A 21,711-nucleotide genomic window follows, 5' to 3' on the forward strand; every position below is an offset into this window, starting at 1 on the left:
CCTTTTATCTGCAATGGCCTGGATTGCTGCTGGAGATTTGCTTCTGGTCCTTTTGAGCTGAGATGATCGACCGGAAACAAGGCATAAAAAAAGGCCCCTTAGGAGCCTGTCTTTCCGCGCATGGGTGGCTAACGCCGGACGGTTACACCGTCCTGCCCATGCGCGTTCCCACCACAATAAGTGCCTTCGAAATCTTCATGGCCGGGAGTGTTAGCCGCATAATACACATTCGTCAACGCGGCGATTAATCAAAAAGCCTCTCGGAGGCCCTGTTTTCAATCAACCTGATCATTTCGTTGGCAGAACCTACACCAGTTGTTAAGCGGCACGCCATAATTTGCATTTCCAGTACGCCGCCCGGACACTGCTTGAGTTTCCACCCCAATGACAGGGGCGCCTTTTGCTGAATGACGAATCCCATCGCTCTCCCACACCAGGAGAGCAAGATCGCCGGGATCCTATGAAGCCGGGAAACCGCTTCCTGGGAAGGGTTGTTTCTTGCAATGGAGCGCACGCAACCATCGCAGCCGTAGCAGAGGCTGGCGAAACCGAGCTCACCGAGCTTTGGTCTGTAGGGCGCCTCATTTCGATTACCGTCGGCAAGAACCGCGTCGTGGCATTGGCCTACTCTATGCAGACCGGCATACGCGAGTGGTCGGAAACCGATGACACCAAATTTCAGATCGAAGTCGAGCTTCTCGGCGAGGTTCGTGTTGGGCCGGATGGACGAGAACAGTTTTCCAGAGGCATATCGCGATACCCCTATCTTGGAGCGATTGCCCACCGGATACGCTCGTCGGATCTCGTAAAGATCTACGACCCCGGCAAGAGCGAAACATGTGTCGTCGGCAAATTGACCCAGGACGAAAGCATCGATGCTGCGATCCATGTGCCGACGATGTTGTCGAAACATTTCGCTATCGTCGGCTCAACCGGCGTCGGCAAGTCGACTGCGGTTTCTCTGCTGTTACACAAGGCTATCGAGTCAGACCCGAAGCTCAGGGTTCTTATCCTCGATCCGCACAACGAGTTCGCGGCAGCCTTTCCCGAACACGCGGTAACAATCGACACCGACACGCTGGATCTGCCTTTTTGGCTCATGCGACTTGAAGAATTTGCCGAAGTGGTGTTTCGCGGACGCCCGGGGGTTCCCGAAGAACTGGATATGCTTCGCGACCTCATCCCGGAAGCCAAGCGAGCCTTCCGCGGCAGCGAATCCAGCCTGACCAAAAGATCCGCAGAGAAAAGCTCCGTTACGGCCGACACACCGGTTCCCTATCGCATGGCCGATCTTCTCGCACTGATCGATGACCGCATCGGCCGCCTCGAAGGCCGCGCTGAAAAACCATTCCTCCGGTCGCTGAAAATGCGCATCGTTTCCGCCATCAATGACCCGCGCTATCATTTCATGTTCTCCAACAACACGATCCACGACACGATCATGGAGACGATCGCGCACATATTCCGCATTCCCGGCAACGACCGTCCGATCTCGACCTTCCAGCTCGCCGGCATACCGTCGGAAGTGGTCAACTCCGTCGCGTCGATCCTCTGCCGTATGGCCTTCGAGCTTGCCCTGTGGAGCAATGGCGCCATCCACATGCTGGTGGTCTGCGAAGAAGCGCATCGCTACGTGCCGGCCGATCCCACTCTCGGTTTCATTCCGACCCGCCAGGCAATTGCACGAATTGCCAAGGAAGGCCGCAAATACGGCGTCTCCCTCGGCGTGATCACCCAGCGTCCGGGCGAACTCGATCAAACCATTCTCTCACAGTGCTCGACGCTGTTTGCCATGCGGCTCTCCAACGACCGGGATCAGGAGATCATCAAGTCGGCCATTCCGAATTCATCGGTCTCTACCACGAGCTTTCTCTCCTCGATCGGCAATGGCGAAGCGATCGCATTTGGCGAAGCAATTGCCGTCCCGATGAGAATGAAATTCACCCACGTCGATTCCCAGCACCTGCCCAAGGCCCACGGAATCGCTGACAAGAATCACGAGGAAACGCCTGACACGGTCGACTTGCGTGCCATTGTCTCGCGTATGCGCTCTGTCAGCGGCCCCGATATCAGCACTTTCCAGCAAAGTTATCTCGCCGCCGAAGCGGCTGGCGCAATGCCTGCTTCTCCCTTCATCCCCGAAACCAACGTCGACTTCCCCCCGGCAAGTGATGCCGAACTTGATCGCTGGAAGCGGGAGATCGGGTCTCACAGCGCTGCAGAAACCAGATCCAGCCAGTCTACAGAACCCTATCGCCCGGACATGTTACCGAGGCCGGCAAGGGTCGAGCAAGCAACGCCACTGGATAACCGGAGCGGCGGGCGTGACCGCACGCTGGCACCCTCGCCCGATCCGGTTGCACGACCCAATCCGTTCCTGAAACGGGAAGGTTCCTTCCGGGATAGCCTGCTGAAGAAGCCTTTGAGCAGTCTTTACGACAAGGACTGAACCGACGCGGGCAAACCTTCAATACGGCGCCAGTCTTCATCCATCTGATTGCGGAACCAAGTCATCTGCCGTTTTGCATATTGCCGTGTCAGGGCCGAACTGCGTTCGATCACGCCTGCTCTCGACATCTCGCCATTGAGCATTCCGGCGATCTCGCGCACTCCGATTGCTTTCATTGCAGGCAGTTCGTCAGACGGATTTTGCGCAAGAAGCGCTTTAACTTCATCGATCGCTCCTTGATCAAGCATCTTCTCGAAACGGCGATTGATGCGATCGTGAAGAACGGCACGATCCGGCAGTACGACAAATTTCTGTGCGCGGGCAGGATCGATAATCACCGGCCCTTGCTTGCCCTGAAACTCCACGATCGACCGCCCTGTGGTCTGCAGGACCTCAAGCGCTCTGACAATCCTCTGTCCATCCCGAACGTCCAGAGCATCGGCCACCGCCGCATCTTTCTGCGCCAGCTCCGAGTGAAGCGCCTCCGGCCCTTCATGCTTCAGCCTCAGCCGAACCTCGCAACGTATCTCCTGGGGAATTTCCGGCATGTCCGAAAGACCGCCGGTCAGCGCCTTGAAGTAGAGACCGGTGCCGCCGACGAAGATGGGCAGCTGACCGCGAGCGCGAATGTCTGGCAGAAGAGAGGCTACGTCGCGCTGCCATTCCCCTGTCGAATAAGCCTTTGTCGCAGCGACATGACCATAGAGATGATGAGTTATTCCCTCCATCTCCTCGTCCAATGGCCGTGCGGTCAGCATACGTAGCGTATCATAGACCTGCATGCTGTCGGTATTGATGACCACACCATTTTGCTTCTCGGCCAGCCGGACGGCCAGTGCCGACTTGCCGCTGGCCGTCGGCCCGGTTATCAGGATCGCGTCGATGTCTTGCACAAGGTTTTCCATATGGCTTTCGTTGCCACGCTCATTGCCCATCCGTCAAATCCGGTTCTCAACTCGGCTCTTGCAGAGCAGGCAGCCGGAGCCGTCAGGACTTCGGGTCTTTACTGGCTTGCGGACGGCATAGCCTGCGACATTGCCCTGCATGACGACGAAGACGTAACGACCGCGGAATCCAGGTTGCGCAAGCTGATAGCAGATGCACCGGTCGATGTCGTCGTCCAGCAAGCGGAAACACGACGCAAGCAGTTTCTGATCGCCGACATGGATTCCACCATGATCGGCCAGGAATGTATCGACGAACTCGCCGACGTCGTCGGCCTGAAAGACAAGGTAGCAACGATTACCGCCCGTGCCATGAACGGCGAAATCGCCTTCGAACCTGCCCTACGCGAGCGTGTCGCCCTGCTCAAGGGCCTTCCGATCACGGTGGTCGATGACGTAATTGCCAAACGCATCACACTGACATCCGGTGGCCGCGAGCTGATTGCGACGATGAAATCGAAGGGATATTACGCTGCCCTTGTGTCTGGCGGCTTCACGGTATTTACCAGCCGGATCGCGGCCACGCTCGGCTTCGACGAGAACCGCGCCAACGTCCTGATCGAAAAGGACGGCATTCTTACTGGCGAGGTTGCCGAACCCATCCTCGGCAAGCAGGCCAAGGTCGATGCACTGGAGGAGATTTCAGCCAGACTTGGCATCTCGCCCGATGACGTAATCGCGGTTGGCGATGGCGCTAACGACCTCGGCATGCTGAGCATTGCCGGTTCCGGCGTCGCACTCCACGCCAAGCCCACCGTCGCCGCACAGGCAAAGATGCGCATCCACCACGGCGACCTGACGGCCCTGCTCTATATCCAGGGTTATCGGAAAAGCGACTTCGTCACCGAATGAGCCGGCGGGTCGCCATCATCGAGACGCCCCGTCTGATCCTGGGCACCTGGATCAAAGCCGATCGCGACCTTTTCCGTGAAATCAACGCCGATCCTAAGGTCATGGAGTTTTTTCCGTTCCGGCGAAGCTACGAGGAAGCCGACGCGTTCCTGGACAAGCTCAACGGGATGATAACTGAAGATGGACGGGGGTTCTTTGCCGTCGTACTGAAGGAGACACAGGAACCGGTTGGTTTCTGTGGCCTGTCTCATCCCAATCTTCCAGGGATATTCTCAGATGATACAATCGAGATCGGTTGGCGTCTCGCGACACGGTTTTGGGGAAACGGTTACGTCACCGAAGCGGCAAGCGCGCTTTTGGATCAAACCTTCGCTCGCGGAAATGTCGAGCGCGTCGTCTCCTTCGCGGTTGAGAAGAACCATCGCTCGACCAACGTGATGAAACGCCTTGGAATGCGCAGACGCCAGGAGATGGACTTCAGCCATCCGCGTATTCCCGATACACATCCCCACCTGAAACGGCATGTCGTTTACACCATTTCAAAAGACGAATGGCAGGCCCGAAGGCCTGCCTGATTTCGATCTCAATCGAGAGGGATCGCAACAAAACGCAGATTACCCGCCTTGTCCGCGATCATGATGTGAGCGTTTCTGCGTCCCTCCGCCTTCAGCGCATCCATCCGGCTGGTGACATCACTTGGCTGCTCGACGAAATCCTGCGCCACCTCGACAATGACCTCGCCCGGCTTCACGCCTTTGTCGGCAGCAAGCGAGCCGGCGGCAACTTCAGTCACCACCACGCCCTCCACGCTTTCAGCGATATCGAAGCTCTTGCGGCGCTCTTCATCGAGCACGGCAATCGTCATGCCATAAGCTTTTACCGGCTCCTTGCTCTGCTCGGCGCCCTGATCGCTGCCGTCATCCGTTTCCGGCGCATCATCGGCCTGGGGATCCTCGCCGTCGGCATCTGCAGATTGAACGCTGTCCTCCAGCCGACCCGGTGTCACCTTGACGGTCTGCTGCTTGCCATCGCGCAGGATGACGACATCAACCTCCTTGCCGACAGGGCTTTCAGCAACGATACGGGGCAGATCCCGCATCTCGTTGATAGGCTCGCCATCGAAGCTGACGATCACGTCACCGGCCTTGATCTCGCCGTTCTTGATCGGTCCATCATTGATGATGCCTGAAACCAGCGCACCTCTCGCCCGGTCGAGACCGAGACTCTCGGAGATTTCATCTGTCACCGGCTGAATACGCACGCCGAGCCATCCGCGCCTTGTCTCGCCGAATTCGATAAGCTGACGCACGACATTCTCGGCAATCTCCGTCGGCACGGCGAAACCGATGCCGATCGAACCGCCCGAAGGCGAAATGATAGCCGTGTTGATCCCTATGACCTCGCCGCGCATGTTGAACAGCGGACCGCCGGAATTACCCTTGTTGATTGCCGCATCCGTCTGAATGAAGTTGTCGTAAGGGCCTGCATTGATATTTCGGCCACGTGCCGAAATGATACCCAGCGTCACAGATCCGCCAAGCCCGAACGGGTTGCCGATCGCCATGACCCAATCGCCAATACGCATACGGTGCGAATTTCCAAAGGGAACCGCCTTCAGAGGCGCTTTGGGTTCGACCTTCAATACGGATAGGTCAGTCTTGGTGTCGGTGCCGATCAGGGTCGCCTTGAGCTTGGAGCCGTTGGCAAAGACAACCTCGATATCGTCGGCGCCTTCGATGACGTGATTGTTCGTCACCACATATCCAGCGGGATCGATGACGAAGCCGGAACCAAGCGAAGAGACTTTCCGGTTGCCGCGCTGTCCGCCCTCACCATCGAAAAAATCGTCGAAGAACTCCTGAAACGGTGACCCCTCCTGGATTTGCGGCGGCTGAGGGCCGTTACCGGAGCTCTTTACACTCTGCGAGGTCGAAATATTGACCACAGCATCGAGCAAGCCTTCGGAAAGATCCGCGATCGATGCAGGTCCCCCCGGGGTCATGTTGGCCGGCGGCGAAGGTGGCGGATTGAAAGATGTCGACGGCGGCGCAGGCGCGGGCAGCATCGCGCCAGGCGCGCTCGGCCGCGACTGCGAAGGCGTCGAAGGTGCCTGGGCTGGAGCCGGAGCATCGGGCTGCGTCTGTGCCCAGCCGGGCATTGGCGCGACGGCGACGGCCAGAGCAATACCTCCCGCGGCAAAGCGCTTCCAGGACGATCGAACCTGCTGAGCCATCTGGCCTCCTCACATTGTGGACTGTCTGCATTGCCCTCAGGAATATGGGCTTTATCGATCCGCTTATAGGAACGACTGAATCGGGCAGAGTTTCGGCAAAGAATAGGGTGGAATGGCCCGGCAGGAAATTACCTTTTCGTGAGGAAGCAGCCACTCTGCACATAAAACGTGAAAAGGGCGGCCAAAGCCGCCCTTCTCTACCAGTTCAGTTTGCCGGAGCAGGAGCCGTAGTTCCCGCCCGCGGAGTGCGGTTTCCATCCGGTGTCTCGAAGTATTTGAAGAAATCCGAATCCGGCGAAAGAACCATCGTCGTGTTATTATCACCGAGGGCCGAAACATAAGCCCGCATCGAGCGATAGAACTCAAAGAAGCTCGGATCACGCTGAAACGCTTCGGCAAAGATCCGGTTACGCTCTGCATCGCCCTGACCGCGTAGGATTTCAGAATCCCTCTGCGCCTCGGAAACCAGCTCGACAACCTGACGATCAGCTATCGCTCGGCGTCGCTGACCTTCTTCGTTACCGCGAGCACGAATCAGTTCGGCCTCGGCCAGACGCTCGGACTCCATGAGCTTGAAAGTCTGTTCGGAAACGTCCGGCGTAAGATCGGTACGGCGGATGCGAACATCCTCGATCCTGACGCCCAGCGTTTCAGCCGCGGTATTAAGATCGCGATGGACCTCGGTCATCATCGATGCCCGTTCTTCCGACAACGCTGCTTCAAAACCGCGAAGACCATAGACACGGCGAAGACCGGAATCGAGACGCGTCCTGAGACGCGATTCAGCGGATTCCCTATCGCCCGAGACGGTCTCACGGAAAAGTCTCGGATCAGCAATGCGGTATACGACGAATGCATCCACATCGTAGAATTTGCCGTCATTCACCTGAACACGAATATTGTCCAGATCAAGTCGCAACGCGCGCTTCTCGACATACTGAACACGATCCGCATCCATGAAAGCAAAGGGCAGCTTGAAATAGAGGCCGGGTTCGCTCTTGACCGACTGGATTTCACCGAACCGGATGACAAGTGCCTGCTCGCGCTCGTTGACGACAAAAAGCGACGAATAAGCGAGAAACAGAATAACGGCCAATCCAACGAGGAAGGCTGGAAGACGGTTGGAATTCATCGGCTTCCTCCCTGCGGCTGTGCTGCCGGATTACGCATCATCTCGTTGAGCGGAAGATAAGGAACTGCTCCCTGCTGCTGACCATCCATGATGATCTTGTTCGAGGATTTCAGCACCGCTTCCATCGTTTCGATGAAAATACGGCGACGCGTCACTTCCGGTGCATTGGCATACTGGTCGTAGATGGAAATGAAACGCTGCGCCTCACCCTGCGCTTCGTTCACGACACGGTCGCGATAAGCGGAAGCCTCTTCGCGAACCTGGGCCGCTTGACCGCGTGCTCCACCAAGCTTCTGGTTGGCGTATCGGTTCGCTTCCTCCTTCGCTCGGTCCTCATCCTGCGTTGCGCGCTGAACTTCCTCGAAAGCATCAGCAACTTCACGTGGCGGCGAAGCATCCTCGATGGACACGGCATTGATCGCAATACCCGAACCGTAGCGGTCCATGGTCCCTTGAATGATGTCGCGCACCTGGGTCGACATGGATTCACGACCGCCGCGGAAGATATCCTGCGCCGGGCGGCGTCCAACCACTTCGCGCATCGCGCTATCGGCAACCTGCTGAAGCGTCGCAGCCGGCGTCTCAAGGTTGAAAAGATAGGACTTGGGGTCAGTGACCGTGAACAGAACTGAGAATTGAACGTTGACGATGTTCTGATCGCCCGTCAGCATCCAGCCGGCATTCGAGCTCGATCCCCTGGCTGCACCGATATTCTGCTGCTGCTCGGTAACCTTGACGATTTCGACAGTTTCAAACGGCCACATGTGGAAATGCAGGCCCGGCATGGAAACTTCTTCCTTGGGCTTTCCGAACCGCAGTTCGACGCCGCGCTCGTCCGGCTGCACCGTGTAGATCGACTGGAAAACCAGGAATGCTGCAACCACGAGCAGCACGATAACCACCGCACCGCCGTTGAAGCCGCCGGGTACGATCCCCTTCAGCCGATCCTGACTCCGGCGTATGATGTCCTCGATATCGGGCGGACCGCCATTGCCACCGCCGCCATTACCGCGCGGACGGTTTGGTCCCTGTCCCCATGGACCTTGATTGTTACCGCCACCGCCGCCGCCGCCCCATGGGCCGCCGCCGCCATTCTGATTGCTCCAGGGCATCAAAACCTCTTTGTAAGTGTCTCCCTTCCCTCGCGCCGCAACTGATCGAAGAGCAGCAAGGGTTCCTGCCCGTTATAGGTATCCGAAGCTCAGCTTTCAACGCGACTTCAATAACTTCCAAGTCAACGGTAACGAAATGTTTCAGTTTGCCGCGTTTTTCCGCCGGTAGACGGAAAAACGCGTGGGATAATTGTCCTTGTCTCCGGCAGGAGTTGCCTCTTCGGACACTTTCTCGAAGATATCGGGATCAATGTCAGGGAAGAACGTGTCGCCATCCGGAATATCTGCTTCGACATGCGTCACATAAAGCCGATCAACGAAATTCATAGACTGTCGGTATATTTCGCCTCCCCCGATAATGCCGATTTCGTCGGCACCGGTCGCAGCGGCGATCGCCTGCGCGGTATTTACCGCCTCTTCTACGGAGCCGGCCAACTGCACGCCTTCGATGATACGCGACACGTCACGCGTTACCACGATATGTGGGCGGCCGGGCAAAGGCTTGCCGCCGAACGAATCGAGCGTCTTGCGCCCGACGATTATCGGCTTTCCAAGCGTCATGGCCTTGAAACGTTTGAGGTCGGTCGAAAGCTTCCATGGCATATCGCCATCGCGACCGATCACGCCGTTGCGGGAAACGGCAACGACTATGGAAAGCGGAGCTTTCGCCATTACACTGCTACCATGGCCTTGATATGTGCGTCGGCGACATAATTCTCGAGTTCGAAATCCTCGAACCTGAACCCGAAGATATCCTTGATGTCAGGATTGATCTTCATTGTCGGCAGCGGCTTGGGATCACGCGTCATCTGCAGCCGCGCCTGTTCCATATGATTGGCATAGATATGCGCATCACCGAACGTATGGATGAATTCGCCAGGCTTCAGCCCCACGACCTGTGCCACCATCATCGTCAGCAGTGCGTAGGACGCAATGTTGAAGGGTACGCCCAGAAAAATATCGGCAGATCGCTGGTAGAGCTGGCAGGAAAGCTTGCCGTCGGCGACATAGAACTGGAACAGGCAGTGGCACGGCGGCAGCGCCATGTCGTCCACCTGAGCCGGGTTCCAGGCCGAGACGATATGTCGGCGGGAATTGGGATTGGTCTTCAACCCCTCGATCAATTGAGCGATCTGGTCCACATGCCCGCCATCAGGCTTGGGCCAGGAACGCCATTGATATCCATAGACCGGACCGAGATCGCCGTTCTCATCAGCCCATTCGTCCCAGATTCGAACGCCGTTTTCCTTCAGGTAGGCAATATTCGTGTCACCCTGCAGGAACCACAGAAGTTCATGGATGATCGACTTCAGATGCAGTTTCTTCGTCGTCAGAACCGGAAAGCCGTCCGACAGATCAAAACGCATCTGGTATCCGAAGACGGAGCGCGTGCCGGTGCCGGTGCGGTCACCACGATCGCTTCCGGTTTCCATCACATGCCGGAGAAAGTCGAGATACTGTTTCATGGGTGTCTAGCCGATTCCTGAGTTTCAGGACTTACATAATAGCATGCCGGCCGCACACCAATCACCTGCCGGTGACGCAAATCCGCTTTCCCCGGCTTTTCACTATCGTCACACCAATATGACAAGACCTCTTTTCAACGGTCACGCAAACACCTATATCAGCCGTGCCGGACTTCGGTTCGGATATGGCGATAAACGGTCGGTGTAATAAACCTATTGGACCCGGGGGCGGTACCCGGCGCCTCCACCACAAGGTGGCCTCCGATGGCCACTTTATGATGGGGGCGAAATAGGATCGACAAGGGTGTAAAGATCGAACTTTTGCTCGGCATGATACCGCCGTTATCGGGTCACAAGTGTAGTTGCAAATGACAACAACGCTAAGGGTTATGCTCTCGCTGCCTAATGGCGGTGCGGGAAATCCGAACTAAGTCCTTACGGTTAGCCCCGTAAGGCGGGGTCCGAAGGCACCTGGCAACAGAAGCCTTCACCTTCCCCTAACACTGGAATACAATCGTAAACTGACTCGGCGGCTCGGGACTTCCGTCCGTTGAAATGGCATGGCATAACGCGTCTTACTAAAAGACGTTAACAGGGAAAGACAGGACCGCATGGCTCAGGATCATATCCGTTACGATATTCTGGCACAGGATGCGCTGCGTGGCGTTATTCGCAAGGTTCTGACAGAGGTCGCGGCTACAGGCCGCCTGCCCGGCGACCACCATTTCTTCATTACCTTCCTTACAGGCGCGCCCGGTGTGCGCATCTCGCAGCACCTGAAGGCGAAGTACAACGAACAGATGACGATTGTCGTACAGCACCAGTTCTGGGATCTGAAGGTAACCGATACGCAGTTCGAAATCGGTCTTTCTTTCTCCGATACTCCTGAACGCCTGGTCATCCCGTTCAATGCCATTCGCGGCTTCTACGATCCCTCGGTGAATTTCGAACTGGAATTCGAGGTGCCGTTGACCGAGGAAGATGAAACTTCCGCGGAAATCACCGCCATTCCGGTGGAGGCAATCGCCAAGACTTCAGAACCTGCAAAAGAAGAAGGCGAAGAGAAGAAGGAAGGCTCGGTCGTGTCCCTCGATTCCTTCCGGAAGAAGCAGTAGGCCAGATTGACGGGAGATCGTTCCATGGGTGACGTCGTCAATCTCCGGCAATTCAAGAAGACCAAGGCGCGCTCCGAGAAAGAGAAGCACGCCGAGCAAAGCCGTATCAGCCATGGCCGCACCAAGGCTGAGAAATCACTGACGACAGCGCTAAACGACAAGGCTGAGAAATCCCTAAATCAGGGAAAGCTGGAAAAGTCTCAAAAAAATCCAGAATAAGTGGACATTAACGGCCTGTTAGCTGTGCCCATTTGGGTCGCTTGACCCACACCGTTCCGCCAAATTTATAGGGGCCTCTGGTCATGACGATCACGGAGCCACTCTTGATTCACAAGCATTCCGCCACCCTTCACGGTCACCGAACGAGCTTTTCCCTGGAGGACGAATTCTGGTGCGAATTGAAGGCGATCGCCAAGGAAAGAGGCATGAGCCTCGCCAGCCTCATCACCGAAGTCGATGACGAACGCGGTGGCCTAGGCAACCTCTCATCCTCTTTGCGCCTCTACGTTCTCCGCTATCTGAAGGGAACTGACCCTGTTATAGGTAACGACATGGCGAATGAACCGCTGCCTTCGGCAAAAGCGCGCGCCTGAATCGCTACTGGCCGAGACCCGGCAAATTTCCTTCGCCGAAAGGCCTGCCAACCTGATTGCCGGGTTGCAGGTTCTCATTGGTCGGCGGCACTGTAAGCTGAAGTTCGTTCGCCTTGCGTTGCCGCTCCTCTTCCGCAGCTTTCGCCGCCTCGACCATCGCTTGACGCTGCCGCTGCGCGGCCTCAACACGGGCTTTTTCTGCCGCACGCTCCGTCGCATTGAAGTTGTAAAGCGAGACCTCGCGGCGAAGACGCTGCTTTTCCAGTACGCTTGACTGAAGCATTTCCACCCGTCGACGCTCCTGCTCATAGGCGCGCATCGACAGGAAGTTCGTCAGGGCAGCAATATCTATGCGTTCCTTGGGCTTCGTCCGATCGCCCGAATAAAGCAGGCGCACAGTCGGGTCTCCACCGGCAACCGCATCGTCACCGGCATTGTAGGAGATAGCGACAGAGGCATTCATGCCGCGCTCGAAAATGCCAGCAGTTCCTTCCGCCGCAAGGTTGAGATTTCTCGATGGCAACCTGATTTCCTGGACGCGCAATTCACCTCCACTGATCGAAAACGGGATATGCACCTGCCCCAAGGCTACATCGCCTTGATGGACGAGGGCCGCCACTTTGCCACCGACACTCGCGTCCTTCACCTCGCCCTTCGCGGCATCGGTCAACGCCATCACGGTCTTGAGCAGGTCCGGATTGATGCCGTGAACAGTCACATCAGAAAGCTGAACCTCGCCTGATCCGCTCAGAGCAGCAGCAAGATCGCGCATATTGCCGCCGCTTGCCTCGGCCGAGGCATCGAAACTGACCCTGCCATCCGCAACAGTGCGATCTCCATTGCGCCAGACGATGGATGACAGATCGGCATTTTCCACATGCAGTTTCGTCTGCATGATGCCGGTGCCGTTTCCATTGGAGATCAGAAGCTTGCCTGCAATTTTTCCGCCCTGCCATTCGCCGGAAGCATCATCGAGAGAAATGCCGCCTCCCCGATGCAGAAGCTTCGTCGAGAAGTTCGCGACCCGCCCGATCTCGCCCGCATGAAAATCCTTGGCCTTCACATCCAACGAAACTTCACTGTCGCCGAAGACAGGCAGCGAGAATGGTTCTGCCAGCGGCTCTCCATTCTCGGGATTTGTCACCGGACCGAAGACAGCATCGCCAAGCCAGGCGAGATCCAGCATATCGACGGCAAGCGCACCATCGGCTTTGAGGCTGGCGGAGCCACGATCGACTGAAAGCTTCCCATCGAAAGCGTTGCCATCCGCATTCCCATGCAGCGCTGTTACATCGATTGACTTGTCGGTCAGCGCCAGATCGGCCTTGAGATCGACCGGCAAACCGCCGCCGAACTGCGGAATTCCGATACCGGTCAGAAGCAGATAGGGTTCGATATTCTGGCTCTTCAGCTCGACATGTCCCCGCCCCTCAGCGAAATCATCCGCCATCAGCGATAAATCCCCGCTGGCGGCAAACGACGTCCGATCCGTATTGAAGGCAAGCGTCGCGCGGGCGGGTCCATCGGAAGACTTATCAACATTTAGCGCCAGCTTGCCCGGCCCATCGCCGCCAAACGGCAGAATGTTAAGGCCGGCCTGACCGAGCAGGATTTCCGACTTTGGATTATCCAGTGACGCCGCAATCGCCATTGCGTTTCCGCCTGTCAGATTGAACAGAGTCGGCAGCTCTATGTCCACCTTGACCGCACTGCCGTTAATGGAGCCGGCAACCTTCGCCGATGCCCCATCCGACTGCTCTCCGATGCTCAGGTCCGCAGTCAGGTCCGCTTCGGAATAGTAGGATGCATTGGCGCTCAGACGGTCAAGAACCGGATGCGCCGGCAATTGCTGCTTGAGCATCGCCATGAATGCCGTCGGGTCTGTCGACTGGAAATGCACCTTTGCGGTCCCGCGATAATCGAGCAGCGAGCCCTGCACTTCGCCCTCGGCAGACACGCGAGCACCTGCAATATCGCCTGCGGACAGATGCCCAAGCGACAGGACGCCACCCGCCATGGTGAAGGCGGTATCGACATTCTTCGCGACGACTCCGGATACGGTCAATTTCTCGGCCTTGAGCTTCGCCTCCAGCCGGTGATCCAGCACGCTGTGACCGGCATCCTCGCCTGTGACCAGCGAGGCAAGCGCCCGCATCGCATCGAGATCAATTTCATCGCCTGCAAGGTCCACAGACAATCCGGGCGATTGGGTGCCCTGAGATTGCCGCTCCATACTGCCCTTGAGCGTCGCCGGACCTATCGCCAGTTCCAGTCCATCGAAACGCTGGACGTTGGCGGTCAGATCGACATTGGCTGAAAAACCGGCCGTGCGAAGCTGGCGGATCGCCGGATCAACTCCGCCGGAAAGCCAGTCGGCAAGGCCGGACGGCTGGGTGGAGGCAAGCAGCATGTCGCCCTTGAAAGACGGACGGCCCTCCAGCACCAGCGCACCGGTCGCTTCCATCCGGGTCCGTCCCGGCAAGGTCGCAATCGCCTTGTCAACCGTCCAGCCGCCATCCGCCGGACGCACGTCGAGCTGGATATCGCGGATCGTCGTATCGTTCAAAATAACGGCCGGCAGCTTGAGGCTGGCGCGACCGGGAACCTGCGGAATGGGAATGGACGCGGCCATCTCGACAAACGCCTGCAGCCGGCGCTGCGCGGATGCAGCGGCATCGCGGCCCGTCTTGCCACGCATTCCCTGCTGTCCAAGCTTGTTGACGTCGATCTGCTGTCCTTCGGCAGTCAGCAGAAATTCGGGTCTGCTGCCGGTATCGAGCGTGGCCTCACCGGTCACTACGTAAGGTTCGTTGAGCGCACCAACCTCAAGCCGATAGTCGGCGACCCGTATCCGGTCATTGGTTATTTCGAAACCGCCCTTAACCCGAGGTCCGGGCAGTGGAGCACTAACCGGCTCTGTCTCGTCCTCTTCCTGCAGCACATTCGCGGTAAAGCTGCCGCTATAGGTTGGCACGTTTTCAGCCAGGGTCAGTTCACCGTCGAGATTGACCTCGAGAGGTTCTTCCTCAGGCCAGAGCCGCAGCCTGAGCGGCAGACGTTTCGTTTCGACATCTGCGGCGCCGGTAACGAGGCTGAAGCGCCCCTCTTCACCGTCAAGGATAGCATTCCCCTCACCGCGCCAAGGGCCGGCAAGCGACGCCGCCGACATTTCCGCAGTCAGCCCGGTGATATTTCGGGACCGCCCGGACTGTTCATCAATGACGGCGACCGCCGCATTGCTGATGTGAACATCCTCGATCACCACGACACGCGTCGGAATGGCCGGCCGGCTTCCGCGCATCCAGTCGAGCATCCCATCCTTCAGGACGCGGACGCGTACCGTTGGATCCTCGATACGCATATCGAAGATACGCGCCTCACCGGAAAGAAACGGTGCCAGCTCCATATCCATGGAAAAGCTGGCGATCTGTGCCAACGGCTTGCCGTCAACATCCTGCCCGACGCGGACGTCATGCAAGGTGATCGATGGAAACGGGAGTATGCGGGCATCGACCTCGCCATGTACCGATACTTTCTTGCCGAGCATACGGCTCGCCTGCTGCTCGAATTCGACGCGGAAGCTCGACCAGTCAAGCACGAACGGCGCGAGCAGCGCGGCAAAAAGAACCACGACGATCGAGCCGCCGATTGCCACCATCACGCGTCCAAACACCGTCCCAATTCTCCTGTTTCACTCACACTACCGGATCGGCAGTCGCGTTCAAGTCACGCCTGCGCCATACGGAAGATCTTGCCGGGATTGAAGATATTTTCGGGATCGAGCCCCTTTTTGACAGACCGCATGACATCAAGTGCGCCACCCAACTCTTCGTCGAGATAGGACATCTTGCCCTGCCCCACGCCGTGCTCGCCAGTGCAGGTGCCATCCATGGCAAGCGCGCGGCGGCTGAGCCGTTCCGTGAATGCCTCGACATTAGCAACCGATGCTGGGTCCTTGTCGTCGAAGAGCACCAGAACATGGAAATTCCCGTCTCCTGCATGGCCGACGATGGGCGCAAGAAGACCGGAATTCTGGATATCTGCCTGAGTTTCGGCAACGCATTCGGCGAGCCGCGAAATTGGCACGCAGACATCCGTCGAAAGACCGTTTAGCGACGGGTCGAGCGCGCGCCCCGCCCAATAGGCATTGTGCCGTGCATTCCAGAGCTTGGTTCGCTCCTCGGCATTGGCAGTCCAGTGGAATTCGTCGCCCCCGCATTCGGCAGCGATCTCGGCAAACTGCTCCGACTGGATACGGACCGTATCCTCGGTGCCATGAAATTCCAGAAAAAGCGTCGGCTTCTCGGAATAGGAGAGATTGGAATAGGCGTTGCAGGCCTTGATCTGCACGTCATCCAGGAGCTCGATACGTGCAACGGGTATGCCCATCTGGATCGTCATGATGACTGCATTGCAGGCATCTTCGATCGTCGGAAACGCGCAGACGCCGCCACCGATCTTTTCAGGGATACCCTGCAGCTTCAGCGTGACCGAAGTGATGACGCCGAGCGTGCCTTCTGCGCCGACGAAAAGTCGGGTCAGGTCATAGCCTGCCGAAGACTTCTTTGCCCGGCGCGCGGTGCGGATTTCCTCACCGTTGGCAGTTACCACGGTAAGCGCAAGAACATTGTCCTTCATAGTGCCGTAACGCACCGCGTTCGTGCCCGAAGCGCGGGTCGAAGCCATACCGCCGATGGTGGCATTGGCGCCGGGATCGATCGGGAAGAAAAGCCCCGTATCGCGCAGTTCACGATTAAGCTCTTCACGGGTAATGCCGGGCTCAACCGTGACATCGAGGTCTTCCGGACTGATGCGCAGCACCTTGTTCATCCGCGAAAAATCAACCGAAATACCGCCGGACGGCGCATTCACCTGACCTTCGAGCGAGGAGCCGACACCGAACGGGATGACGGGAACGCGATGTTCGGCACAGATCCCGACGATCAATTTGACGTCTTCGCTCGTCTCAACGAAGACGACGCCATCCGGCAATTGTGCCGGCAAATAGGTGGTCGTGTGCGCATGCTGCTCGCGAAACGACTGGCCTGTCTGGAAGCGATCACCGAACGCCTGCTTCAAAATCCCAAGGACCGTGCTGATACCGTCCTCGTTGCGCGCGCCAGACTGAACGTCCCGAATTGCCATGTCGAATTCTCCTGCATGCTGAGCAGGAGATTGGTTAGGAGACAGGGCCTTGTTTGTCCAGCCGAAAGGCCGTCGACACGGTACGTGCTGACCGATCCTATTCGGCTGCCATCAAAGGCGGCTGCTTGCTGTCGTTCGCCCGGCTCTTTTTCGCATTCTCCAGCTCGTCATGGAAACGGGCTTCCTCATGCGCGTGCGGCTTGGCGAAGCGGGCAAGCAGGAGATAGGCAACCGGCGTTATGTAGAGGGTCACCAGCGTGGCAAAGCCGAGGCCGCCAACGATCACCCAACCAAGCGCGATGCGGGCCTCGGCACCGGCCCCTTGAGCCAGAACCAGGGGCAGACCACCGATCACGGTTGCGATCATCGTCATCATCACTGGCCGCAGACGCAGGCTGCAGGCCCGTTCGATCGCCTCCCGGCAATTGGCGCCCTCGTTCCGCAGGTGATTGGCAAACTCAACGATCAGAATGCCGTTCTTGGCCATCACCCCAACAAGCAGGACGAGACCGATCTGCGAGTAGACATTCAGGCTGGACCCTGTCAGCACCAGTGCAAACGCGGCGCAGGCAAGCCCCAGCGGCACAGTCGACATGATGATGATCGACGACAGCACGCTTTCGAACTGAGCCGCCAGCACCAGGAAGATGATGGCGATGGCAAAGCCGAAGGTCAGCGCCATGCCGCTGGAATTTTCCTTGAGCGTCGCCGCTTCCGCAAGCGGGATCAGACGCGATCCCTGCGGCAACAGCGGCTGAGCCAGTTCGGTCGCCACCTGAACCGCCTGGCCGAGCGATACGCCGTCCTTGAGACCCGCGGAGAAGGAAACCGAAGCAAGCTGCTGCTCCCGCCGCAGCGTGGGCGAAACCGCACGTTCCTCCAATGTCGCGACGGTCGACATCGGCACCATTCGCCCGTCCTTGGTCTTCAGGAAGATGCTTTCGAGATCGGTTGGATCGTCGATCGGCCTCGTGGTTGACTTGAGCTTGACCGGGATCGCCTCGCCATCGACGAACACATCGACGACAGAACGCCCTTCGAGAAGCGATTGCACCGCCGTACCGAGAGCCTTGATGTCGATACCGAGGTCGGACGCACGTTCGCGATTGACCGTTATGAAAATTTGCGCCTGATTAGGCTCATCGTTCAGGCGTGGCGTATCGAACAGATTGGTCTCACGCAGCGAATCCACCAGCTTTGCCGCAGCCGCCGTCAATTGTTCGTGGCTGGTACCGACCAGCGCCATCTGCAACCCGTTGCCGGCGCCGCGGATACGCAGGCTATTTTGCTGCTGGGCGAAGGCTCTGAGTGCCGGCACAGTCGCAGTCGCCGCGTTGATATCCTTGACGATGTCCGCCTGGCTGCGCTCGCGCTCCGACCAGGGAGCGAGCGTCAGCACCATGAAGCCGTTGTTCTTCGCTCCGCCCTGCCCCGAGATCGAATAGATGTTCTGGATCTCTCCCGCGTCGACGAGCGGCTGAAGTTTTTCTTCAACTTGCTGCAGCTTGTCCCGCATATATTTCAGGCTGACGCCCTCCGGCGCGGTGGCACGCAGGAACACCATCGCCCGGTCTTCCGGCGGTGTCAGTTCGCTCTTGACCGTCTTGAAGGCCATGTAGCCAGCACCACCAAACAGTAGCGCGACCACAACGACTGCAGCCGGCACGTTGAGGCAGGCATGGAGCGTCGTTCGATAGACATTGGCAAACAACGTGCCGAATCTACCGAGCAGCCCGTCATGCTTCTCCTTGATCGGCTTGGTCAGCATCCGCGAGGCAAGCATCGGGCAGAGCGTCAACGCCGTAATCGATGAAAGCGCCACTGCGAAAGCAAGCACGAAGCCGAATTCGCGGAACAGTCCGCCCATCTGGCCGGGCAGGAAGGAAAGCGGGATGAAGACTGCGGCGAGCGTGGCAGTCGTCGCGAGAACCGCGAAGAACACTTCCTGCGTCCCGATCACGGCAGCGGCGCGCGGCCCCATGCCTTCGGCTCTCCGCCGCACGATATTTTCCAGAACGACGATCGCATCATCGACGACAAGGCCGGTCGCCAGAACGATGGCCAAAAGGGTGAGAATATTGATGGAGAACCCGACCATATAGATCGCGACCAGCGTGCCGATCAGCGCAACCGGCATGGTCAGCGCAGGAATGAGCGTCGCCTTCCAGTCGCGCAGGAACAGGAAGATGACCAGAACCACGATCGTACCCGAGAGGGCAAGGGCAATCTCTACTTCGTGCAGCGCGCCCTGAATGAACACGGCGTCATCGCTGGTGATCGCGATCCGCGTGCCTTCCGGCAGGCTCTTCGACAATTCTGCAACGGCGGCGCGAACACCTTCGGAAATACTGAGCGTATTCGACTGAGCCTGTCGGAGCACGCCGAGACCGACGCCCTGGATGCCGTTCGACCGAAGCGCCGTCGTCCCATCATCCGGCCCGAGCATTACGGTCGCGACATCGCGAAGCCGGACATTGTCGTTGATAAGGATATTTTCGAAGTCTTCCGGCTTGGTGAGATTGGCCGTGGCACGAACGACGATGTCCTGTGTCGAGGATTCCAGCGATCCCGCCGGCACATCCATGGCAGCGGTGGACAAGGCATTCGAAAGGTCCGCAATCGTCAACCCGCGGCTCGCCAGCGCCGTCTGGTTCACGTCAACGCGAAAGATTTTCTCCTGATCGCCGTAAAGCTCGACATCGGCAACACCATCGACAGCGGCCAGCCGGTCGGAAACCTCGTTATCGACGAGAAGCGTCAACTCCTCCATCGACATGGTGGAAGAGGTGACGGCAAGACGCATGATCGGCTGGCCGTCGCTATCCGCCTTGATGATGCGTGGCTCGTCGGCATCCTCCGGCAATTGCCCGGTCACGCGGCCGAGCGCATCGCGCACGTCGTTCGCCGCCACGGCCAGATCGGCGGTATCGCTGAATTCGAGTGTGACCCGGCTCTGGCCGAAGTCGGAAATCGATGAGATCGTTTTCAGGCCGCTGACGCGCGCAACGGCACCCTCGATGACATCGGTCACCTCCTGGTCCATCGTTTGCGCCGATGCACCGTCATAGGTGGTGCGAACGCTGATCACCGGCTGATCGACATCCGGCAGCTCGCGGACTTCGACACCGACAAGCGCGGCAAGACCGGCGACCACCAGCAATGTGTTGATGACTGCAGCAAGGATGGGACGCCGAACAAAAAGCGCGGTGAAACCCTGCTTGCCGGATTGGCCGTGCGATCCGCCCTGCACGGCCTCGTGCGACTGTCCGCCTTTATCCTCGCTCATCGGCTGGCAACCTCCGGCGGCTTTTCACCGGCAATGCGCACTGCACCACCTTCGCGAACCCGCTGCAGGCCTTCCGTTGCAATCGCATCGCCTTCTTTCAGGTCTGCCGCAACAAGAATGGCGTCCGGATTGCGCTGGATGATCCTGACCCTCGTCTTTACCGACTTGTGGTCTTCGATCCGCCAGACGAAGGAGCCCTGCGTATCCCATTGGATCGCGAGCGGATCGACAGCGGGATAGGTTTCGCCGGGGAAACGCATGGTAACGCCGAAGGACATCCCAGCCCTCAATTCATCTTCACCATTCGGAATTTTTGCGCGGATGCGGATCGTGCGGCTGGCGGGATCGACGCGGTTATCCACTGCCTCGACAGACCCCTTGAATGTCTGTCCGGGACGGGAGATCGATGCGGCCTCCACCGGCATGCCGGTCTTCACTTGCACGGCAAACCGCTCTGGCGCCCAGAAGTCCACAAGCAGTTCGGATCGGTTGTCGATCGTCACCACATTGCTCGATGTCGTGACGTTATCGCCGATATTGATGGCGACGATGCCGACGATGCCGTCGATCGGCGCAACCACGGACCGGCGCTTCAGCGAGAGCTGCGCATTGGTCAGCGCAAGCTGAGCCGTCTCTTCGGCAATCTGCGCATCGAGCACTTCGAGCCGTGAAAAGCTTTTCAGGTTTTGGTAGCTCTCAGACTTTTCCTTTGCGCTGCGCAGAAGCACCTGCGCCTGATCGCGCAGGATGATCTGTTCGTCATCATCGAGCTGGGCAAGAACCTGCCCCTTCTTCACCTGATCACCAGACTTTACCAGGATTTCGTTGATCGTGCCTGCGGCTTGCGGCATCACGATAACCGACTGGATCGCCTCGCCGTCACCGATTGCGGAAAGGCTGTCGTTGACGATTCCGGTTCCGACCGGACGTGTTGCAACCAGCACGGTCTGCCCGCCCGACGAATTCTGCCGGTTGCCGCCCGCGCCTGTCGAGCGTTGGCCGCTTCCAGCCACGGTCGCCGAAGCCGGTTCCCTCGCTTTAGGATTGATCGTCGAGACGATTGCCTCAGGCACTCCCATCGAGACCAGCGTGCGGCCAGCATCCGCCGACAGATAAACCCAGAAACAGAGGCCTCCGAGTAAAACCGCAGCCGACAGAAGAAGCTGGTTCCAGATCCGCATTCATGTCCTCGTGAAGTATCTTATGGGTATTGAGGAGTATCCTCGTTTCCCTATTAACAAGCAATGGCTGCACCACTGCCTTACCGATTTGTAACATCACGGGATTTCACGCTTATGTCAGAATGAGATCATCCCTTTGGTTGCAAAAAACGTGGTTATCGACAGCTTTGTCAGCTTGAACGATTTTCGCGTGTCGTAGTTCA

General features: G+C 58.1%; 16 protein-coding genes and 1 other RNA gene. 7 read left to right on the top strand and 10 right to left on the bottom strand.

Features of this window, described 5'->3' with window-relative positions; translation table 11 throughout:
* Positions 1-400 precede the first annotated feature (400 nt).
* A complete protein-coding gene (locus tag JZX87_RS12895) occupies positions 401-2,449 on the top strand; it encodes an ATP-binding protein (protein WP_206825956.1) in 2,049 nt (682 codons plus the stop codon).
* Here JZX87_RS12895 and miaA read toward each other — a convergent pair.
* Positions 2,434-3,354: a tRNA (adenosine(37)-N6)-dimethylallyltransferase MiaA gene (gene miaA, locus JZX87_RS12900; protein WP_206825958.1), complete on the bottom strand. Its 921-nt coding sequence runs from the start codon at positions 3,352-3,354 to the stop codon at positions 2,434-2,436. The two genes, JZX87_RS12895 and miaA, sit on opposite strands and share 16 nt — an antisense overlap.
* Here miaA and serB point away from each other — a divergent pair, their 5' ends adjacent.
* The gene (serB, locus tag JZX87_RS12905; protein WP_183821506.1) at positions 3,355-4,245 is read left to right on the top strand and encodes a phosphoserine phosphatase SerB; all 891 of its coding nucleotides are present in this window, start codon (positions 3,355-3,357) and stop codon (positions 4,243-4,245) included.
* Positions 4,242-4,820 (top strand): GNAT family N-acetyltransferase, encoded by a 579-nt coding sequence (locus JZX87_RS12910; protein ID WP_206825960.1) that lies wholly within the window; start codon positions 4,242-4,244, stop codon positions 4,818-4,820. The genes serB and JZX87_RS12910 overlap by 4 nt, the downstream gene beginning before the upstream one ends.
* Before the next feature lie 8 nt (positions 4,821-4,828).
* Here the strand turns inward: JZX87_RS12910 and JZX87_RS12915 are convergent, their stop codons facing one another.
* The 5 genes from JZX87_RS12915 to JZX87_RS12935 all read right to left on the bottom strand — a co-directional run bounded on the left by JZX87_RS12915 (position 4,829) and on the right by JZX87_RS12935 (position 10,188).
* A complete protein-coding gene (locus JZX87_RS12915; protein ID WP_206825965.1) occupies positions 4,829-6,478 on the bottom strand; it encodes a Do family serine endopeptidase in 1,650 nt (549 codons plus the stop codon).
* A 205-nt stretch (positions 6,479-6,683) separates the two neighbouring features.
* Positions 6,684-7,610 (bottom strand): protease modulator HflC, encoded by a 927-nt coding sequence (gene hflC, locus JZX87_RS12920; RefSeq protein ID WP_148147649.1) that lies wholly within the window; start codon positions 7,608-7,610, stop codon positions 6,684-6,686.
* On the bottom strand, positions 7,607-8,722 hold the full coding sequence (gene hflK, locus JZX87_RS12925) for an FtsH protease activity modulator HflK (protein ID WP_148147648.1): 1,116 nt from the start codon (positions 8,720-8,722) through the stop codon (positions 7,607-7,609). Before hflK ends, hflC begins: the two co-directional genes overlap by 4 nt.
* A gap of 141 nt (positions 8,723-8,863) precedes the next feature.
* Positions 8,864-9,394: a dihydrofolate reductase gene (locus tag JZX87_RS12930; RefSeq protein WP_206825968.1), complete on the bottom strand. Its 531-nt coding sequence runs from the start codon at positions 9,392-9,394 to the stop codon at positions 8,864-8,866.
* Positions 9,394-10,188 carry a thymidylate synthase gene (locus JZX87_RS12935; protein WP_206825970.1) on the bottom strand — a complete coding sequence of 265 codons (795 nt, stop codon included), beginning with the start codon at positions 10,186-10,188 and terminating at the stop codon, positions 9,394-9,396. Before JZX87_RS12935 ends, JZX87_RS12930 begins: the two co-directional genes overlap by 1 nt.
* Positions 10,189-10,315: 127 nt before the next feature.
* Here JZX87_RS12935 and ssrA point away from each other — a divergent pair.
* The 4 genes from ssrA (at position 10,316) to JZX87_RS12955 (ending at position 11,896) form a co-directional block, all read left to right on the top strand.
* Positions 10,316-10,680: a transfer-messenger RNA gene (ssrA, locus tag JZX87_RS12940) on the top strand.
* Positions 10,681-10,799: 119 nt separating this feature from the next.
* Positions 10,800-11,303, top strand: coding sequence for an SspB family protein (locus tag JZX87_RS12945; protein WP_206825972.1), 504 nt, complete (start codon positions 10,800-10,802; stop codon positions 11,301-11,303).
* Positions 11,304-11,327: 24 nt separating this feature from the next.
* Positions 11,328-11,522 carry a DUF4169 family protein gene (locus JZX87_RS12950; protein ID WP_148147644.1) on the top strand — a complete coding sequence of 65 codons (195 nt, stop codon included), beginning with the start codon at positions 11,328-11,330 and terminating at the stop codon, positions 11,520-11,522.
* 104 nt (positions 11,523-11,626) lie between these two features.
* A complete protein-coding gene (locus JZX87_RS12955) occupies positions 11,627-11,896 on the top strand; it encodes a ribbon-helix-helix domain-containing protein (RefSeq protein WP_148147643.1) in 270 nt (89 codons plus the stop codon).
* A gap of 4 nt (positions 11,897-11,900) precedes the next feature.
* Here JZX87_RS12955 and JZX87_RS12960 read toward each other — a convergent pair whose 3' ends face one another.
* From JZX87_RS12960 to JZX87_RS12975, 4 genes are all read right to left on the bottom strand, one after another.
* Complete coding sequence (locus JZX87_RS12960) at positions 11,901-15,569, bottom strand: AsmA family protein (protein WP_206825974.1); 3,669 nt, start codon at positions 15,567-15,569, stop codon at positions 11,901-11,903.
* A gap of 53 nt (positions 15,570-15,622) precedes the next feature.
* Positions 15,623-17,041 carry an FAD-binding oxidoreductase gene (locus JZX87_RS12965; protein WP_206825979.1) on the bottom strand — a complete coding sequence of 473 codons (1,419 nt, stop codon included), beginning with the start codon at positions 17,039-17,041 and terminating at the stop codon, positions 15,623-15,625.
* 97 nt (positions 17,042-17,138) lie between these two features.
* On the bottom strand, positions 17,139-20,327 hold the full coding sequence (locus tag JZX87_RS12970; RefSeq protein WP_206825981.1) for an efflux RND transporter permease subunit: 3,189 nt from the start codon (positions 20,325-20,327) through the stop codon (positions 17,139-17,141).
* Positions 20,324-21,508, bottom strand: coding sequence for an efflux RND transporter periplasmic adaptor subunit (locus tag JZX87_RS12975; protein WP_206825982.1), 1,185 nt, complete (start codon positions 21,506-21,508; stop codon positions 20,324-20,326). Before JZX87_RS12975 ends, JZX87_RS12970 begins: the two co-directional genes overlap by 4 nt.
* Positions 21,509-21,711: the final 203 nt, after the last annotated feature.

The sequence above is a fragment of the Agrobacterium sp. Ap1 genome (assembly GCF_017313375.1).
GTDB lineage: Bacteria > Pseudomonadota > Alphaproteobacteria > Rhizobiales > Rhizobiaceae > Neorhizobium > Neorhizobium cellulosilyticum.